We start from the raw sequence: 17,777 nt of genomic DNA on the forward strand, positions 1-17,777 counted from the left end.
AATGAGGAAGGGTGTACAACGATATGAAACCTTCTTTCAAAGGTATTATTGCATCAACTGGTTTAGCATTTGGACGTGCATTCATTTTAAATGAGCCATCTTATACAGTGACACACGAACCTATAGAAGATGTAGAATATGAATTAAAAAAATTTAATAAAGCTTTAGAACAATCCATAGCAGACATAGTTCATTTACGGAAGAAAATTTCTGAAGAACAAGGAGAAGAAAATGCTGCTATTTTTGATGCCCACCAACTTCTATTAAAAGACCCAGACATGATTCGGGCAGTCGAACAATTAATTATTCATGAAAAACAAAATGCGGCATGGGCGTTAGAAGTAACAATTGAACAATATATTGCATTATTTGAACAAATTGATGATGAATATATGAAAGAACGAATTACAGATATTCGTGATGTAAGTAACCGACTTTTATCCTATTTATTGAACGAAAAAACCGTCACAGTAAACGAAATTAACGAAGATGTAATTTTAATTGCCCGGGAAATAACACCTTCTCACATCGCCCTAGCAGATCGTAAATTTGTTCAAGGATTCATTACCGTAGAAGGTGGCAGACATTCTCATGCGGCAATTATTGCACACACTCAAGGTATTCCTGCAATAGGCGGTGCACAAGATGCATTAGAAAACGTCAATCAAGATGACTTTTTAATTGTTGATGGCATAAATGGAATCGTACATGTGAATCCGACAAGTGAGACGATTCAAAAATATGAACGGGTTTTCCAACAATTAGAGCGTGAAAAACGAGCGTTATTAGCATTAAGGGATGAACCGACAACAACTGCAGATGGAAAAAACATTTCACTTTTGGCGAATATTGCTTCTAGCGCCGATGTAGAGCATGTCATTGAAAATGGAGCGGAAGGAATCGGACTTTTCCGAACAGAGTTTGCCTATATGAATTCCAATCACTTTCCATCGGAAGATAAATCCTTTCATTCTTATAAAACCGTGTTGGAAAATATGGGGAATGTACCTGTCATCATTCGGACTTTAGATATTGGTGGAGATAAACAATTAGATTATTGGGATTTACCGAAAGAAGCGAATCCGTTTTTAGGCTTACGAGCTATTCGTCTTTCTTTATCGGAACAACAAATATTTAAAACACAATTGCGGGCTCTCCTTCGTGCAAGTGTATACGGAAATTTACACATTATGTTTCCGATGATTTCTACGTTGGAGGAATTGCAAGAAGTAAAGGAACTACTAGAAGAACAAAAAATATTACTAAAACAAAATGGACATGCTGTGAGTGATCATATAAAAATAGGCATGATGGTGGAAACACCAGCAGCAGCAATTATGGCGGAACATTTTGCCAAAGAAGTAGACTTCTTTAGTATCGGAACGAATGACTTAATTCAATATACATTCGCTGCCGATCGGATGAATGAAACAGTCGCACATTTGTACCAACCATATCATCCCGCAATTTTACGTTTTATTAAAATGATTGTAGAAGCTGGTAAAAAGGAACAAATAAAAGTGAGTGTTTGTGGAGATTTAGCAAGTAATAAAGAAGTTGCGTCATTACTACTTGGACTTGGTGTGGATGAATTATCAATGCCACCATCTAAAATACTCGATATGCGACAGTTTTTCCAAGAAATGAATGTCGATACAATGAAAGATGTCGTTCATCAAGCTTTAGCTATGCAAAATGCAGATGAAGTAAAACGATTAATATCATCAAAAGTAACCGTATAGTAAAAGTTTCATCGTTCGCAATGAAATGGTATATGTCCAAACACGCTATTTTACTGAATAAGAGTATTCATGTAAAAGTCTCGATTAAATATCGAGGCTTTTTTTATGTTACAATAATGACGAAAGGAGCTCCGTTTACATGATAGAAGTGTACACAGATGGATCAACGAATGAAATTACGCAATGTAGTAGTATCGGAATTTATATAAAAAATGGACAAGAACAACATGAATTTTCTTGCACCATCCCATATTGCTCTAATCACGAAGCAGAATTTTATGCTGTACAAAAAGCATTAGAAATTTGTATTGAAAAATATCCTAACGATATTTTATCTTTTCGCACTGATAGTCAAATTGTCGTAGATGCAATCGATAAAAATTATGTGAAAAATAAACAATTTGAAGCATATATGAAAAACATTCACAATCTCTCCCAATCCTTTCCATTATTTTTCATCAAATGGATTGCAAGTAGTCAAAATACGCATGCAGATAATTTAGCAAAAAAAGTATGTAAAGAACATAAAAAAAGTTAGAACAATTCGATACAGTAACTAAAAGCATATGACCTATCACTGTCTATTTGTCGAATTGTCCTAACTATATGCTAATTAATTTCAAGTTAATCTTGTTTAAACAATGCTTCTGGTATCATTTCAAATCCTTCAATCATCGTATTCTCTTCAACTTCAATCATTAAACAAAGTTTTCCATCCATTTTTACTTGACGAACATACTTTAAATCTTGTGGGCGAATAGCGACATCTGCTACCTTTGTTTTTATTTTTATCGATTTGGAAGTTGCCTTCGGTACGACATTTGCCGCTTTTAATTCAATACGTGAATCTTGTGCGACAGTTTCGAATGCCGTACGGACCGCTTCAGTTGATTCAACTTCCACTCCACTCTTTTTTAATACTTCTTCTACATCCCGAAAATCTAACGTCGGATCTGTCTCCTCTTCCTCATCATGGTACTCAATAACTTGATAAATTTCCTCATACATTTTTGATAATGTAGACGTGTCTAACTGTTCTGCTGCAAGTTGATTAACGACTTCCTCAAAAACAATTTTATCATCTTCTGCCGTCATCGTATCTTCTGCATTTAATACATGCTCCACAAAGTAATCATCAATTTTGAACTTTTTCTCTGCACCATATAATACACGATTTACATTAGAAACTCCTTCCGTAAAAGTCGGATATAAAAAGCCAGACAATGGTGCTTTTAAATTAATAACCGGATCAATCATCACATTATATTTAAATTCTTTTTCTACATAGTCAAAAAGCAATTCACTCTTTGGCATTTGTGTTTTATTAATAGTACACATAATAAATCCATGTTTATGCAAGATATCTGTTTCCGCTTCATCACGATCTTCATAACCTTTGTTTCCTGGTTTTAAGTAATTTCCGCGTATAAATGTAACGACAACATCTGTTTCATAGTGACGTTCCTGAAACATTTTATCGACTAATAAACTAATTTCTGCTTGCCAAGATTGTTGGTCTTCACTCGTTAAAGCATCATATAAAATTTCTTCGCTTCGCTGTTCTGTTTCTACATCGCGCTGAAATTTTAAGACGAACATTTTTTCGTCTAATTGTCCAGATAGTAACTTTTTAAAATTATTTAAAAATAATTCTTTTTGTTCTTCCTCCAATAAATCAAAACTAATCAACTGTTCATGATAAACTTCACTCGATTCTTTCATCACATATGCAGAATATATATGATCAATGGATAATAATTCACTATTTGTTTTTAAATGTTTACGAAAATGTTGAATATCTTTTTTGTTCAATATGATTCTCCCCTATACTTACCAAAATTTAAGCCACGAAAACAGATCTAAAAATCGTTGCCACATAGTTTTTTCGTCTTCCTCTTCTTCTTCGACAAGTTCTTCTTTCGTTTCAATCGGTTCTGTTTTCATAACGAATTGCACCATCTCTACTTTTTCATTTTTATTTGAAACGAATGAAACCATATCAAAATTAGATTTGTCATATTTTTCCATTAGAGCATCAATTTCTTCTTTTAATTTATCTGGCAATTGATCTGTTCCTTTTTTCAATTCGCTCGTACCATCATACAATGTTGCGGCACCATTTTCCAATTCTTTAGAACCCGATGCAAGCTCCCCTATTCCTGCATGAATGTCTCCGTATGTGGTAGCTAACGTACTAATTCCATTTGTCATTTCTGCAATACCATCACGAAATTGTTCATATTGCTCGGTTATCGAAGAAAGGTCTGTTATGACGTCTGATACATCTGTAAGATTTCCCATTACATCATCTAAATTGGCTGCAGCACCCATTATCGCATCGATCTGTGTAAGTAATGTATCAAACAATTCGACAACTTGATCGTTGTACGCTTCCACTTCATCATAAGCCTCTTTAATTTGCTTTGTCGCCTCATATGATTGAAGTAAAACATTTATTGTCCCGTCATCTAAGTCACTATTTTTTACAGCTTCGATTTGTTCCTTTGTCAACGTATCATTTGGTAACTTCTCGACTGCATCATTTAATGCGTCATTCGCTTTCATAAAATCATCTTTAATTGCTTGTAACTCTTTTTGTATTTCTTCAAATCCTTGCGGTACATTTTCTAACATCGACATAATGGTGTCCACTTCTTCCTTAGACATCCCATCAAAATTTTTGAAAGCTTCATCTACTTGACTAAAAGCCTCGTCTAATTGTGCAGTAGCCCCACTTACTTCATTTGCTAATATGTCTATTCCTTCCTTATATGAAGCTGAACCATTATATAATTCATTCGCTCCACCTCGGAACTCACTTAACCCGTTTCGTAATTGAAGTACTCCATTATTAATTTCACGAATTGCTCTTTGTAATGTATTCATATCCCCTGCCATTTCATCCACATCAGGCTCCTCTATATCGATGAAAGAAGGGACTGCATTTATTTCAAATCCTCCAAATTGGAAATCCGTTACGTCTGCTTCCACGATTAGTTCTGCTTCTTCCTCTGGCATGACTGTAAATGTTACCTGATATTCGTCACCAGCATTAGCAATCATTCCTTTTTTTGCTTTTAAATCGTCCGTTTTCTCCATGGAAAAATTGGCACCAATTTGTAATATATAATGATTAAAAAATGTTTCCTCTCCAGCTTTATCACGCTTGGACGTTAGTGTCATTTTTACGTGTCCATCTTTTCCAGCTAATTGAGTCGGTTCCACTTTTTCGCCATCTAGATAATAAGTTACTTGAAATTCCCATGGCAATGCGACATCTTGCAACAATCCCTCATAATGAAAAACACCTTCAGCCCCTGTAAACGTTACTAGTTCATCTTCTACGTTTATCTCTTCTAAATTAGTTAAATTTTTGACGGATTCATATGCACCATGATCTGTAAATGTTCCATCATTATTTAGTTGAAACTTATTCACAACATATAATTGCTCATAATGACCATCTTCATGTAAAACCGCATAAACAACTTCATCTTTCGGTAACGATGTTTCTTTTGCAATCGCATGAAATGGGGCTAGCAAAAAGATGACAGTTACACTTAAAACAACTATCCATTTTTTATACATCTTCCTGTTCCCCCTTCTTCGTTTCATAAAAGTTCGCTTTCCATGTCGTTCGTTTAATGACTGAATCAAACATAACTAAAATAGCTGGTAAGAAAAATAATACCATTAAAAATGCCAACAATGCTCCACGACCTAATAATAAACCAATCGATGAAACAATTGGATTTGACGATGTCAACCATAATATGAATCCAACACTTGATAAAATAGATGCAGATATAATGATTGCGAACGTTTTTTCGTTTATTGTTTTCTTCACAGCTTTTACTGCATGCATATGTTGGCGATTTTCTCGATACTCCACTGTTAATAAAATTGCGTAGTCAACTGTCGCCGCAAGTTGTACTGTACTGACGATTAAATATCCTATAAACACGAGTGCAGAGTTCGTTAAATATGGCACAGATAAATTGATCCAAACAGATGCTTGAATCGTTAATAATAAAACGACAGGTAATGATAGCGACTTAAACGTAATGAGCAAGACAAACGCAATCGTTACAACCGTTAAAATATTAACGAGTTTATTATCTTTTTGAACGACGTTTTTCATATCAAATAATGTTACACTTTCACCTAACATATAAAAATTATCCCCATAATAATTTTCTACCTTTTCCTGTACGTCTTCAATAAGTTGAAATGCATTATCTCCTTCTTCCTCTGAATTCGTATGTAAAATAATACGACTATAATTTTCACTATAGAAGTTTTCTAATTCTTCTTCCTCTAAAAACTCCGGCGGAATAACAGCACTGACAATATTGACATACGAAACAGTGCTAGTCACTTTAGGAATTTTTGAAAGTGACTTAACTAATGCTTTTTCCTTTGCGATATCCCCTTTCGGCACGAGAATAACAATCTCTGTATTTTTTCCAAATATCGCTTCTACTTTTTCAGCGTCCACACTTTCTCGTGTTCCTTCTTCTTGTTCTCCGACGCCATAAATAAATTCCGTTTTACTTTGTGCTAAAAAAGTCGGCACGAGTAATACGAGTATGAGAATGAGTACTGGTACTTTTACACGCATCACAAAGGGGCCAATTTTTGAAAAGTCTGGAATAAATGGACGGTGTTTCGTTTTATCAATCCAATGATAGAACATTAAAGTAAGTGCAGGTAAAAACACCATCACACTTATAAAACTTAATAAAATACCTTTTACTAAATTGAGCCCTAAATCAGAACCAATTTCAAAATTCATAAATGATAGTGCAATAAATCCGAAAAATGTCGTTGAGGCACTTGCAATAATTGCTGGAAACGACCGCTTCATTGCTAATCGCATCGCTTCTTTCGGATCTTCCATATCTCTTCGATAATCACTAAAACTATGTAATAAAAATATGGCATAATCGAGTGACACTGCTAATTGCAAAATTGGTGCGACAGACTGTGTAACGAACGATATTTCTCCTAAAAAGATATTCGTACCTAAATTAATTAATACAGATACTCCAATCGCTGTTAAGAAAAATAACGGTTCAACCCATGAATTTGTCGACATAATTAAAATAATAATGATGATAGGTACGAGTAATCCTGCTGCATACATCGTTTCAGAAAAAGCCATTTTTTGCTGTGTCGCGGTAGATAATGCTTCTCCTGTTAACGCACCATCTTCACCAATAACTTCGTATACTTCATCTGTTACAGCAACCTCATCCCCACTTCGAACAGTAAATGCAAATAGGGCTGCCCCATCTTTATAATATGTCTCCACCATTTCTTCATCTAAGTATTCCAGTGGCACTTTTATATCTGTCACATCATCTAACCAAAGCACATCTGAAATACCATCTATAGCGATTAACTCCTCTTTCACTTCTAATGCTTCCATTAAGGTCACATCTTCGACCATAACATACGCATTCGTCATTGAAGTTGCAAATTCATCTTCCATTACTTGCAATGCTTCAGTGGAAGGTGCGTCTTCTGGCAAATAATCTGTCATATTATAATTTACCGAGATGAAGAACTGAGCAATGGCACTAATAACCATTAATATGAAAAAAATAATAACAATTAATTTTTTATGATTTAATATATTGTTTGCTAAACGTATGATCCTCCACCTCGACTTTCTACCCTACATTTTATTATAACGAATAATGAAACTATTTCCTACGGTATCCTATCGTTCATTTGGAGACGGGAACTTCTTCCTATCTTCCCAAAAATAGGTTGACGTTCCGTTTTGATGTTGTTAAGATTTACTGTTAAGAAGGGAGGGAAAATCATGGACATTAAAAAATTCGTTAGCTTCGATAGTATGATTACTCCAGTTATTATTAAAGTTATTTTTTGGATTGGATTAATCGCCTCAGCAATTTTTGGTCTTATTTCAATTTTCTCTGGTTTAGCAATTATGTTTAGTGGATATGGTGCAGGTGGCGAAGGATTTATCGTATTTATCGGTGGTCTTGCAACTATCGTTATCGGTGCTTTACTTACTCGTGTGTACTGTGAACTATTAATTATCTTTTTCAAAATGCATGAATCATTGAATAAAATTAATGAAAAATTAGACCATCTTGACAAATAAGTACATACAATAAGAAAAGGTTAAGACCATGATGCCATCTGCATCTGTCTTAACCTTTATTCATCTTCGTTTTTTACATCTTCTTTCATCCGATTTCTTATACGATCAAACTCTAAATCAGCAGTTTCGAGCAAACTAGCAATACGCGAAAACGCCCTTCTTACTTCCCATGGTACTTGTTTCTCCACCTTATATCCGAAGTCATGCTCTATTTCCGCCCATGCGTGTTGTAATATGGAACAAATTTGAATTTCTGCTTTTACACCTGTTACATCATCATATTCATCGCTATCTAAACCTTTGGGATCCAATTCTGCCACATAATGGAGCGACATATATCCAAACTGATTTACTTCCATCTGCTTCCGTTTATCTACACTATTTTCACGGTCAATCTGAAACTCTCGTTCAATTAATTCAGCTATCTCACTCACATCACTAGCAAAGTGAGTAACGATTCTCACCCCGACAATATCTGTTATATCGTCTAATGTTTTATATTTATGAGTACCTTTTTTAAGTTTTTCATATAAACTTCTTTCTGATTTTGTACGCCCACTAATCGTATGATAATGAATGTCACTTTCTTCAATTAATGCAGTTAAAAGCGATTCTAAATAGGTAGTATATTGTTCATACATATTTTTACGTGTATTATATTGGGTTATCATTTTATCAATATTACTCATCATTATCACCTTCATTATTCATCTATTCTTCGTCAATATAAAAGCTTTGGATAATGTTTTTATATTCGCATTTAAAATAACTTAGAACAATAACATGTATGCATGGAGTATGTAGGACATCAAAAACAAAAAATTAAGTCTATAATCCACTATCTTTATATACTTCATATTTAATCACTTTTCTATCCAAAAGTCACGATTATGTTAATTAAAAATACAAACAAACACTTTCATTCTCTTTTTAAATAAGGTTGATATAATAAAAGATAGAAACAAGACGGAATTTAAGGGAGTTTACGAACATGACATTATATTATCCTAATAGCAATATTGAAGTGAAGCAAGGGGATATTTTATATTCAACGATTGGCCGCTCAACCTATTATGTCGGTCATACAGTAATGATTGGTTCAGATTATCTTGTAAAAGAATCCATTCCAGGAAAACCTTCTGGACATTCATTAACGATCAATCAAATGTGGAATCGACATCGAAAAGGCGATAAAATCACATTATTACGAGCGCCATCTGGTGCACAGGCTGCCGCTAAATGGGTGACGGAAAACTTAGGTAATGTGAAAGATTATTGGATTTTAAATTCAAATATTAAAAATAGAGAGAAAAACTATTGTTCTAAATTAATCGTGCAAGCATATTATTATGGTGCAAATGTAAAATTAACAAATATATTAAACCGATTTATTTCACCGCAATATTTAAAACACACAAAAAATCTAGAAAAAATTGCGGTCTTTGCAATATAAACGAACGCAAGTATGAAAGATGACAAACTATTTATTGTATTCCATCCAGCCACGTTTTAAGTGTATATGTTTAGGGAATTATATAAATAATAAATATTAAAGGAAATGATTAAGCTTATGGAATCTGTTTGGCAAAATTTATACTCGTATATTGTTGGCGAGGAGTTATGGATTTGGATTGGCACAACTTTATTAAGAATTGTGACCATTATTTTATTTGCATTTATCGTGAGAAATATTGGTTATCGAGTTATTGATATTATTTTCAAAGATAAAAAAACTATCCCGATTCGTCTTACATCAAATCGTAGAGAACAAACATTAAAGAACTTATCTAAAAATATATTATCCTATGTTTTATTATTTATTGTCGTCTTAATGATTTTAGATATATTTGATGTGCCCATTCGCACAATGTTAGCAGGTGCTGGAATTGCTGGTGTCGCAATTGGTTTTGGAGCACAAAGTCTCGTAAAAGATGTCATTGCCGGTTTTTTCATTATTTTTGAAGACCAATTTTCGGTCGGTGATTATATTGAAATCGGTGCAATCGAGGGAGATGTCGAAGTAATTGGTCTTAGATCGACAAAATTACGAAGTTTTTACGGGCAAACATATGTGATTCCGAATGGACAAATTAATATTGTAACAAATTACTCTGCAAGCAATGGGTATGCTATGGTTGAAATTAATATTCCTTATGAAACGAATATTGTCAAAGTTGAAAACATGATCAAACATATTTTACCAACGTTTAAAACAAATTATCCGGATGTGTTTGTAGATGAACCTTTTATTCAAGGTGTGACAGCATTAGAATTATCTAACTATGTATTGCGAGTTCGTGCTGAAACCTTCCCTGTCATGCAATGGGAAGGTGCAAGATTAATTCGTAAAGATGTAAAAGCTTATTTATTTGAACATGGCATTGAAATCCCATCACCTCGAATGGTCGTCTACTCAAAAGACAATGAAACGAATGCAAGAGAAGTACAATAATATTTCGTTAGGAGAGATACATATGACAGTAGAAACAATTATGACAAAACAGGTGATAACCGTACAAGAAGATGCAACAATTGAAAAATGTGCCCACATTTTATCGACGAACCGTTTAAGTGGCCTACCAGTCGTAAACGATGCTGGCAAATTAGTCGGTATAGTAACTGAGGGAGATTTAATTCGTCGAAAAACCGATGTACAAACTCCTGCATATTTAGAATTTCTCGGCGGGATTATTTATTTAGATAACCCAAATAAGTTTTTTGAAGATGTAAAAAAAACAATGGGGTTATACGTACATGAAATAATGTCTACGGAGCTTATTACGATCCATCCAGACGATACAGTTGAAAAAGCAGCGAATTTGCTCGTACACCATAAAATAAAACGACTACCTGTATTAGATGATGAGGACCAATTAATTGGAATTGTTGCACGTAAAGATATTATGCAATATTTATTTCAAGATAAATGAGATAAAAATTTGCGGCATATTAAATTTCGCTTCTTTCCCTTCACTAACTTGTGGAGAAACTTTTCCACCAAAGAACGAAAAAACTGGAAGCTATTATTGCCTTCCAGTTTTTTATTGCATCGCTTTAATTTGTTCAAAGAAGTTTGTCACACGACCTTTTCCAATTCCTTTATACTTTCCAATAATGATAAATTCCTTCGGTAAATCTTTCACTATTTGCATGCCATCCGAATGGAGCTGTTCTATTAAACTGGGAGAACCTGGGAAGGTTTCCTTCGTAATTGCGATGTTTCCTAATTTATCTGTAACGACTATTTGTTCCCCTTCATAAAATAAAAATAAATCACCTGAACGTTTTTGTAGCAATAGTCGTCTTCTTTTTTCTTCCGTAATGAAAACTTTTAATTCTTCTACAAATTGTTCTACATGCGACAAATTAAATCGAACAATTCTTTCATGAAAATTATCTAACGAAGTAGGCAACTCACTCATAATTCTTGCTTCCTGTGCCTCATTTAATCGTAGTAAAAACCGTTCCGACCTTTCAAAACGTTGTGGTAGTAGAAATGCATCTCTTAAAAAATGTGGGATATGAATTTCCTCCCCTTGGAAAGTTAATGTTCGTACAGTCGTAACCCCTGGTGCCTCGTCTAAATGGAGAGACGTTAACTTTTCTTTCATTTGAACTTTCTGCACGGTTTCTTGAACCTTTTCTTTTTCTTCTTTCGGTCGTTCAAACTCCATCGACTTTTTCAACAATTGCTCAAATTTTTCTAGCCGAACGTGGATTTCATCTAATTCATATGGATATTCCTGATTAATCATTGGATCTTCATATGTAGGTACATCTATTTTATAGGATACATATATCTCTACAAACCATTTCATGACGACATGAATATTTTCCCATGTTTTCAATGCTTCAGAAAAACGAAACTCTCGTATTTCATGAGTAGCCTTGTTTCCTAATAAGCGAATTTCTTCAAATGCTAGTTTTTGTGTAGATGAAATTAATTCATGTTTTACTAATTTTTCTATTTTATGAACGAGCGTATTTTCTGGCGCCCTTAAACGTAAGTTTTCATGGATTAACACTTTATCTAAAACAACTTCCATTAATGTTCGACTATGGGCAATCATTTTGCGTGGCCCAGTAAAAATTGTTCCTTCTAATTCTTGTAAATTGTATGCGAGCTCTTCAGATACTGGCTCTAAAAATTGATAAAAATATGTCTTCTTCAATATGATGCCTCCAACATAACGAATAATTTTCTCCATATTTAAGAATAGCAAAATTAAGCCGAAATTGATATTGAATGTAATTTATTTCTTATGATATTATGGAAGATAATAATCGTTTAGGAGGTCGGACCTTGTCACCGTTCATCATATATCAAAATAAATTGAAATTGCTCGTACTTTTATTAGGTTCATTTATATTTATTATTTTAGGGTTCATTTTTTTGTTTTTAGATTTAGAACTTACATATTCACCCAGCATTATAAAAGGAATTGGTTTCATTAGCATATTGTTTTTCGGCGCTTGTTTTCTTGTCATATTCAAAAAGACGATAGAACATAAACCAGCATTAATTATTGATGAAAACGGGATTACAGATCATTCTACTGCTCTTCAAGTCGGATTAGTAAAATGGAATGAAATTAAAGATATCCAGTTTACCACTTTCAGCAGGCAACATTTCTTATCCATCTACACATATGATAAAGATTTAATTATTAACCGAACAAATGCTTTTCAAAAAACAATGAATCAAATGAATAAAAAATTGATGGATAGCCAAATAAATATTCCTTATAAAAATTTAAAATGTGACCCCGTACAATTGGGAGAAGCGATTAATTATTTTTGGGAAGAATTTTATAAAAACGAACTAGTATAATGTACATATATTTATATAAAAATCGAAACCTTGTATAAAAATAGGTTTCGATTTTTTAAATAAGATTAAGTTCAAGATGACTATTCTTCTAGTATCTTCTATTTGAAGTTTTTTCTACATTTTTATTTCTCTATCATTTTCAATTAATAAAATGTATATATCTCCCCTTCACATGTCAGTTGAACATCCATACTTTCCTCAATGATCTTCCAAATAAACTTTTTCATGAGTGAATACTATTCTTTCCCCTTCATTAAAGGAATATATTTTCGATAGATTATTAAAATCACGCACATTTAATGGTAAAATTCCACCCATAATATCTTGCAAAAATTATTATTATTTTCTTTTGCAAATCTCAAGCAAAATAGTACGCAATATGTTATTGTTGACTATGTCTGAAGTGAATCGGATTAGGACATAATGAAATAGAGGGGTGGAATGAATGAAAAAGAGAATCTATGATTTATCTTTTATCGTGTTTGGATCATTTATCTTCGCTGTAGGAATTAATGTATTTGTATTAGGAAATGATTTAGGGGAAGGCGGAGTAACTGGGATTACCATTATCTTGTTCTACTTATATGGTTGGTCACCAGGTTTAATGAACTTTATTTTAAATGGTTTATTATTAATCATTGGATATAAATTTTTAAGCCGGAATACGATTGGGTATACGATTATCGCGGTACTATTAAATTCATTGTTTTTACATTTAACGAGAAACTGGGCGATCGATTCAAATGAAATTATTATAAATATGATTTTTGGTGGAGCAATTGTTGGAGCTGGTATCGGCCTTATTATTCGGGTAGGGGGTACGACAGCCGGAACGACAATTTTAGCAAGTATTACAAATAAATATCTCGGTTGGAACATTAGTTATGGATTGTTATTCTTCGATATGCTTGTCGTATTATCATCTTATTTCGTCATCGGAATCGAAAAATTACTCCTTACTATCGTCATGCTATATATTGCAACGAAAGTGATGCAATTTATCATTGAAGGATTTAGTACGAAGAAGGCAGTTACAATCATTTCTCGTAATCCAGATGAAATTGCTCAAAACGTCAACAAGAAGATGAATCGTGGTGTGACAGTTTATTCTGGACATGGATATTATTTACAAGAAGAGAAGAAAATTTTGTACATTGTTATTAGTAGTCAAGAAGTAGTTAAATTAAAACGAATTGTTCAAGCGGCAGATGAACATGCTTTCGTCGCTATTCACGATGTTCGTGACGTATTTGGAGAAGGGTTCGTCGCAATGAATCCATAAATAAACGGGTTATCCATCTCACATGGATGACCCATTTTTATTGTTTGAATCATTTAATTTGTAAAATTATACTGTAGACGGATCACAATTAGAACTTATCTTGTCTATACGTGTTCATTGCAACACCATACACTATTTAGTAAAATACATAGTGGACTTGCTATGATTAAAGGAGCGTGTATGATGAACGATTCATCTGTTAAACATAAAAACAAAAAAGAACTTATTCCGAAAATGCCGATAGATCCAAGTCATCCTTATGCACATTTTCAAGGTTTTTTAATTTTACCATTTATTGCAGCATTATTAACTTTTCTCGGATCTATTGTCATGGTTACTTTTCAAAATCCAAGTACATTAGCAGGCTTTGACCTGTTTATATATTGGACCGACTTTGCTTATATCCCCTTATTAATTATTACATTCTATGCTTGGATCAAACGAAAGAAATATACTCCATATTTAATGATTTTTTATTTTGTCATTCATGCCATATGGAACTTATCTTATCTAGTTGGTGTAGATGGATTTCGTTTAGATACTTTCAATTTAGCAATGAGTATCATTTGGGTTATTTACTTTATCCGTTCTGAGAGAGTTAAGAAGGTTTTTACAAACTAAAAGGTCGTTTCCCCTTCCTTTTTCTATGGAAGGGAAAACGACCTTTTATTGTTGATTCGGTTCCTCTTTCGGTATTTTAAAGGATACCTTTGTACCTTTACCTTCTTCACTTTCAATATGAAGTCCTTTTCCATATGTTCGTAGTAAACGAAGATTTGTATTGTAAATACCAACACCAGATGTACCAACCCTTTCTTGGTTGTGTATCCGATCTAAAATATTTTTAGAAATACCGACACCATCATCTTCTACGATAATCTCCATTTCTCTTTCACAATTGATCACTTTCATCGTAATCGTTCCACCACTAGAACGGGTTGTAATACCATGTAAAATCGCATTTTCGACTAATGGTTGAATAGTAATCGCCGGTATTTGAACATTTTTATAATCATCTATTTCCCACACGACTTTCACACGATCACCAAAACGAACTTGTTCAATATATAAATATGCTTCAATTAATTGCAACTCTTGTTTTAAGTCAACAAATTCTTTCATCGTTTTAAACTGAAACTTGCTTCGCAACACATCGCTAAACGCTTCAAGTAATTTTTGCATTCGATTTATATCAATCTCTGATAATGCGAAAATCGAATTAATCGTATTGAAAATAAAATGTGGTTGTATTTGTGCTTGTAGGAATGCTGCCTCTAAATATAAACTATCACGTGCTGCAATTCTTACATCTGTTAATGCTTTTACACGTGCTTTTAATTCTATAGCATCAATTGGTTTTGTAATATAGTCATTGGCTCCAACATCAAATCCATGTTTGACGTCACGAATCCGATCTCGAGAAGTTAATAAAATTATCGGTAATTCAGACATCGTAAATCTTTTTCGAATATTCTTCGTTAATTCAAACCCTGACATATGTGGCATCATGACGTCTGATATAACTAAATCATATTCATCTTGTTCAAGTATTTGCATTACTTCCACACCAGATAATGCAGTCGTTACATCATATTGTTCATTATGCAGAACAACTTCCATTACACGTAAATTTATTGGATCATCATCGACGACAATTACTTTCGGTCGACCTTCCCTTATTACTGTATGAGCAATTTCTTTCACATCATGTGCCTCTAATAAAATTCCTTGATCAGTAAATACTTCTCCATCATGCACATGTGCCCCATTGTTTTTCATAATAGATTTATGCTCATATGTACCCGCTTCATCTCCAATAGGTAATGTAAAGGTAAAGGTCGTTCCTTCTCCAATAGTTGATTGTACATTAATTTCCCCAGACATATGCTCTACTAATTGCTTCGATATATATAATCCAAGTCCGAGTCCGCCAGCCTCGTTCGCTTGATATGGAATCGTTCCTTGATGATACGGTAAAAATAGATCAGATAATATTGCTTCATCTATTCCAACTCCTGTATCTGTAATACTTATATAAGCTGTTCCATCTTCTACATCCGCATCTATTGTTATTGTCCCTCGTTCTGTAAATTTCACTGCATTATGCACTAAATTGTACATGACTTGTGTTAAACGATTTTCATCTGCTAACACATAAGGAAAATCCATATTAATTCGATTAACAATTTCAACATCTTTTTTCTCAAGCAAGTAAGTATTCATATGAATGATACCTTGCACCACACCTTGTAGAGATGTTTTTCGTATGAATAGCTTTGGTTTACGATCATTTAGAAGGGACATTTCTAATAGATCATTGACTAATATCGTCATTCGTTTGCTCACTGCTAAAACCGTTTCTAAATCTTTCTTACTCTCTTCTTCTAAAAATTTATTTTCACGCTCTAACACAGCACTCGACATATTTAAAATACTATGAAGTGGATTCTTTATTTCATGTGCTGTATTTGCCAAAAATAAATCTTTTTCTTTATCGGCTTTTGCCAGTTTATCCGCTTGTATTTTAAATTTCACGTTCATATCATAATAATGTTTAAACCATACAGTCGCTAAACAAATAACGGCAATAATTAAATCAAATGGATAAAACATAACCTTTGTTCCAGATTTTAACGCATAGCTAAACCACGCAAAATGATTAATAATTGCAACGGATGCTAATATAAGTCCAAAATGATCACTGAAAGAAAGTTTTGAGCGAATTAAGCTAATAATTACAATCACCATCGATACAAAAACCGACCCAATCGTCACCATGTCTGCCGTTACTAAATATTCCATTGGAACAATCATACTAAGAACTGTTAAAATAATTAGTATGCTAGAATAGACTGGCACTATTTTCGGATGGATTTGTTGGACATTTCTTTTTAATCCATGAATGATTGCTAACGCTAGAATAAACAAAATAACCATTGAAAATTTATAGGAAAAAACATAGTCCATTTTTATTAATTGCATAATAATTTTTTCGTCGCCCGCATTTAAACTTAATATAGCAAGCATGAATAAACCTAATGAAAAATAAAGTATTTCCTTATTTCTTATCCCAACAAAATAAATAATTATCGCAAAAATAGTATGCAAAATAAAAATTGTTCCAGCAAAAACTTGGAGCACACTTGAAATATAAGTCGTAGATTCTATACTTAATTCAGTTCCAAAATAAACAGAACGAACAATTCCACTTGATCTAGGGTCTGTGAAATTAGATGCTTGAACGAGTATATCAATGATACCATTTTCATCTGGTCGGATAGAATATGTATTATAAGGTACATTGAATGCTTCATACGTTTCCTCTTTATCACTAACTGTTCCAGAGCTACCAACATTATATCCATTTGTAATGACTTTGGAAGAACTACGTACACTATACATTCGTAAACTATATGATTGCTCTTCCTCTGGATCAACATGAATTCGTAAATGATACGTTCCATACCCATATGTACTTTCGTCTTCAAAACCATCAGACCATCCGCCAGGGACTTGTAAAAACATATGATTTTCATTTTCAATAGGCACTTCTTCTAATAATTCATTCGGATAAAAAGCCCATTCGCCAACTAATTGTGCGTGTTTATCCCCTTCTAATTCCTCTTTTATGAATACTTCACCATTTTCTACCTCAATTTTTTGAGAATTACTAAAATGTTGCAGCCAAACATAACGGAAACCAAATAATACCATTGCGAAAAGAATAATGATGAATATATGTTTTAATGTAATTTTTCTTTTTGTCATATTAGTCCCCTTTATGCT

Annotated in this window: 15 protein-coding genes; 9 read left to right on the forward strand and 6 right to left on the reverse strand. The window is 33.3% G+C overall.

Annotated elements, in window-relative coordinates; genetic code table 11:
* Window positions 1-23 precede the first annotated feature (23 nt).
* Window positions 24-1,742: a phosphoenolpyruvate--protein phosphotransferase gene (gene ptsP / locus SPD45_RS01990; RefSeq protein ID WP_336265914.1), complete on the forward strand. Its 1,719-nt coding sequence runs from the start codon at window positions 24-26 to the stop codon at window positions 1,740-1,742.
* A gap of 139 nt (window positions 1,743-1,881) precedes the next feature.
* On the forward strand, window positions 1,882-2,280 hold the full coding sequence (locus SPD45_RS01995; RefSeq protein ID WP_336265915.1) for a ribonuclease HI family protein: 399 nt from the start codon (window positions 1,882-1,884) through the stop codon (window positions 2,278-2,280).
* Between the two features lie 86 nt (window positions 2,281-2,366).
* Here SPD45_RS01995 and SPD45_RS02000 read toward each other — a convergent pair whose 3' ends face one another.
* From SPD45_RS02000 to SPD45_RS02010, 3 genes are read right to left on the reverse strand one after another with little or no spacing between them, the layout of a single operon-like run.
* Window positions 2,367-3,554 carry a DUF4317 family protein gene (locus SPD45_RS02000; RefSeq protein WP_336265916.1) on the reverse strand — a complete coding sequence of 396 codons (1,188 nt, stop codon included), beginning with the start codon at window positions 3,552-3,554 and terminating at the stop codon, window positions 2,367-2,369.
* Window positions 3,555-3,572: 18 nt separating this feature from the next.
* The gene (locus SPD45_RS02005) at window positions 3,573-5,330 is read right to left on the reverse strand and encodes a coiled-coil domain-containing protein (RefSeq protein WP_336265917.1); all 1,758 of its coding nucleotides are present in this window, start codon (window positions 5,328-5,330) and stop codon (window positions 3,573-3,575) included.
* A complete protein-coding gene (locus SPD45_RS02010) occupies window positions 5,323-7,287 on the reverse strand; it encodes an efflux RND transporter permease subunit (protein WP_336265918.1) in 1,965 nt (654 codons plus the stop codon). The genes SPD45_RS02005 and SPD45_RS02010 overlap by 8 nt, the downstream gene beginning before the upstream one ends.
* Before the next feature lie 285 nt (window positions 7,288-7,572).
* Between SPD45_RS02010 and SPD45_RS02015 the strand changes: the two genes are divergently transcribed.
* Window positions 7,573-7,878: a DUF4282 domain-containing protein gene (locus SPD45_RS02015; RefSeq protein ID WP_336265919.1), complete on the forward strand. Its 306-nt coding sequence runs from the start codon at window positions 7,573-7,575 to the stop codon at window positions 7,876-7,878.
* Window positions 7,879-7,934: 56 nt separating this feature from the next.
* On the opposite strand, the gene SPD45_RS02020 is transcribed toward SPD45_RS02015, so the two are convergent.
* Window positions 7,935-8,567, reverse strand: coding sequence for a GTP pyrophosphokinase (locus SPD45_RS02020; RefSeq protein ID WP_336265921.1), 633 nt, complete (start codon window positions 8,565-8,567; stop codon window positions 7,935-7,937).
* Window positions 8,568-8,869: 302 nt separating this feature from the next.
* Between SPD45_RS02020 and SPD45_RS02025 the strand changes: the two genes are divergently transcribed.
* The 3 genes from SPD45_RS02025 to SPD45_RS02035 all read left to right on the forward strand — a co-directional run bounded on the left by SPD45_RS02025 (window position 8,870) and on the right by SPD45_RS02035 (window position 10,808).
* Window positions 8,870-9,331, forward strand: a complete 462-nt coding sequence (locus SPD45_RS02025; protein WP_336265922.1) for a hypothetical protein — start codon at window positions 8,870-8,872, stop codon at window positions 9,329-9,331.
* 105 nt (window positions 9,332-9,436) lie between these two features.
* Entirely contained in the window at window positions 9,437-10,330 is an 894-nt protein-coding gene (locus SPD45_RS02030) for a mechanosensitive ion channel family protein (protein WP_336265924.1), read from the forward strand.
* Between the two features lie 22 nt (window positions 10,331-10,352).
* Window positions 10,353-10,808 (forward strand): CBS domain-containing protein, encoded by a 456-nt coding sequence (locus SPD45_RS02035; RefSeq protein WP_336265926.1) that lies wholly within the window; start codon window positions 10,353-10,355, stop codon window positions 10,806-10,808.
* Window positions 10,809-10,919: 111 nt separating this feature from the next.
* On the opposite strand, the gene SPD45_RS02040 is transcribed toward SPD45_RS02035, so the two are convergent.
* A complete protein-coding gene (locus SPD45_RS02040) occupies window positions 10,920-12,050 on the reverse strand; it encodes a DUF4145 domain-containing protein (RefSeq protein WP_336265927.1) in 1,131 nt (376 codons plus the stop codon).
* A gap of 131 nt (window positions 12,051-12,181) precedes the next feature.
* Here SPD45_RS02040 and SPD45_RS02045 point away from each other — a divergent pair, with 131 nt between their 5' ends.
* The 3 genes from SPD45_RS02045 (at window position 12,182) to SPD45_RS02055 (ending at window position 14,612) form a co-directional block, all read left to right on the forward strand.
* Entirely contained in the window at window positions 12,182-12,709 is a 528-nt protein-coding gene (locus tag SPD45_RS02045) for an STM3941 family protein (RefSeq protein ID WP_336265929.1), read from the forward strand.
* A gap of 445 nt (window positions 12,710-13,154) precedes the next feature.
* On the forward strand, window positions 13,155-13,991 hold the full coding sequence (locus SPD45_RS02050; RefSeq protein WP_336265930.1) for a YitT family protein: 837 nt from the start codon (window positions 13,155-13,157) through the stop codon (window positions 13,989-13,991).
* Between the two features lie 183 nt (window positions 13,992-14,174).
* A complete protein-coding gene (locus SPD45_RS02055; protein WP_336265931.1) occupies window positions 14,175-14,612 on the forward strand; it encodes a hypothetical protein in 438 nt (145 codons plus the stop codon).
* 45 nt (window positions 14,613-14,657) lie between these two features.
* On the opposite strand, the gene SPD45_RS02060 is transcribed toward SPD45_RS02055, so the two are convergent.
* Entirely contained in the window at window positions 14,658-17,759 is a 3,102-nt protein-coding gene (locus SPD45_RS02060) for a hybrid sensor histidine kinase/response regulator (protein WP_336265933.1), read from the reverse strand.
* Window positions 17,760-17,777 lie beyond the last annotated feature (18 nt).

Origin of the sequence: Pseudogracilibacillus sp. SO10305, assembly GCF_037072005.1 — a bacterium.
Taxonomy (GTDB): domain Bacteria; phylum Bacillota; class Bacilli; order Bacillales; family Amphibacillaceae; genus Pseudogracilibacillus; species Pseudogracilibacillus intestinigallinarum.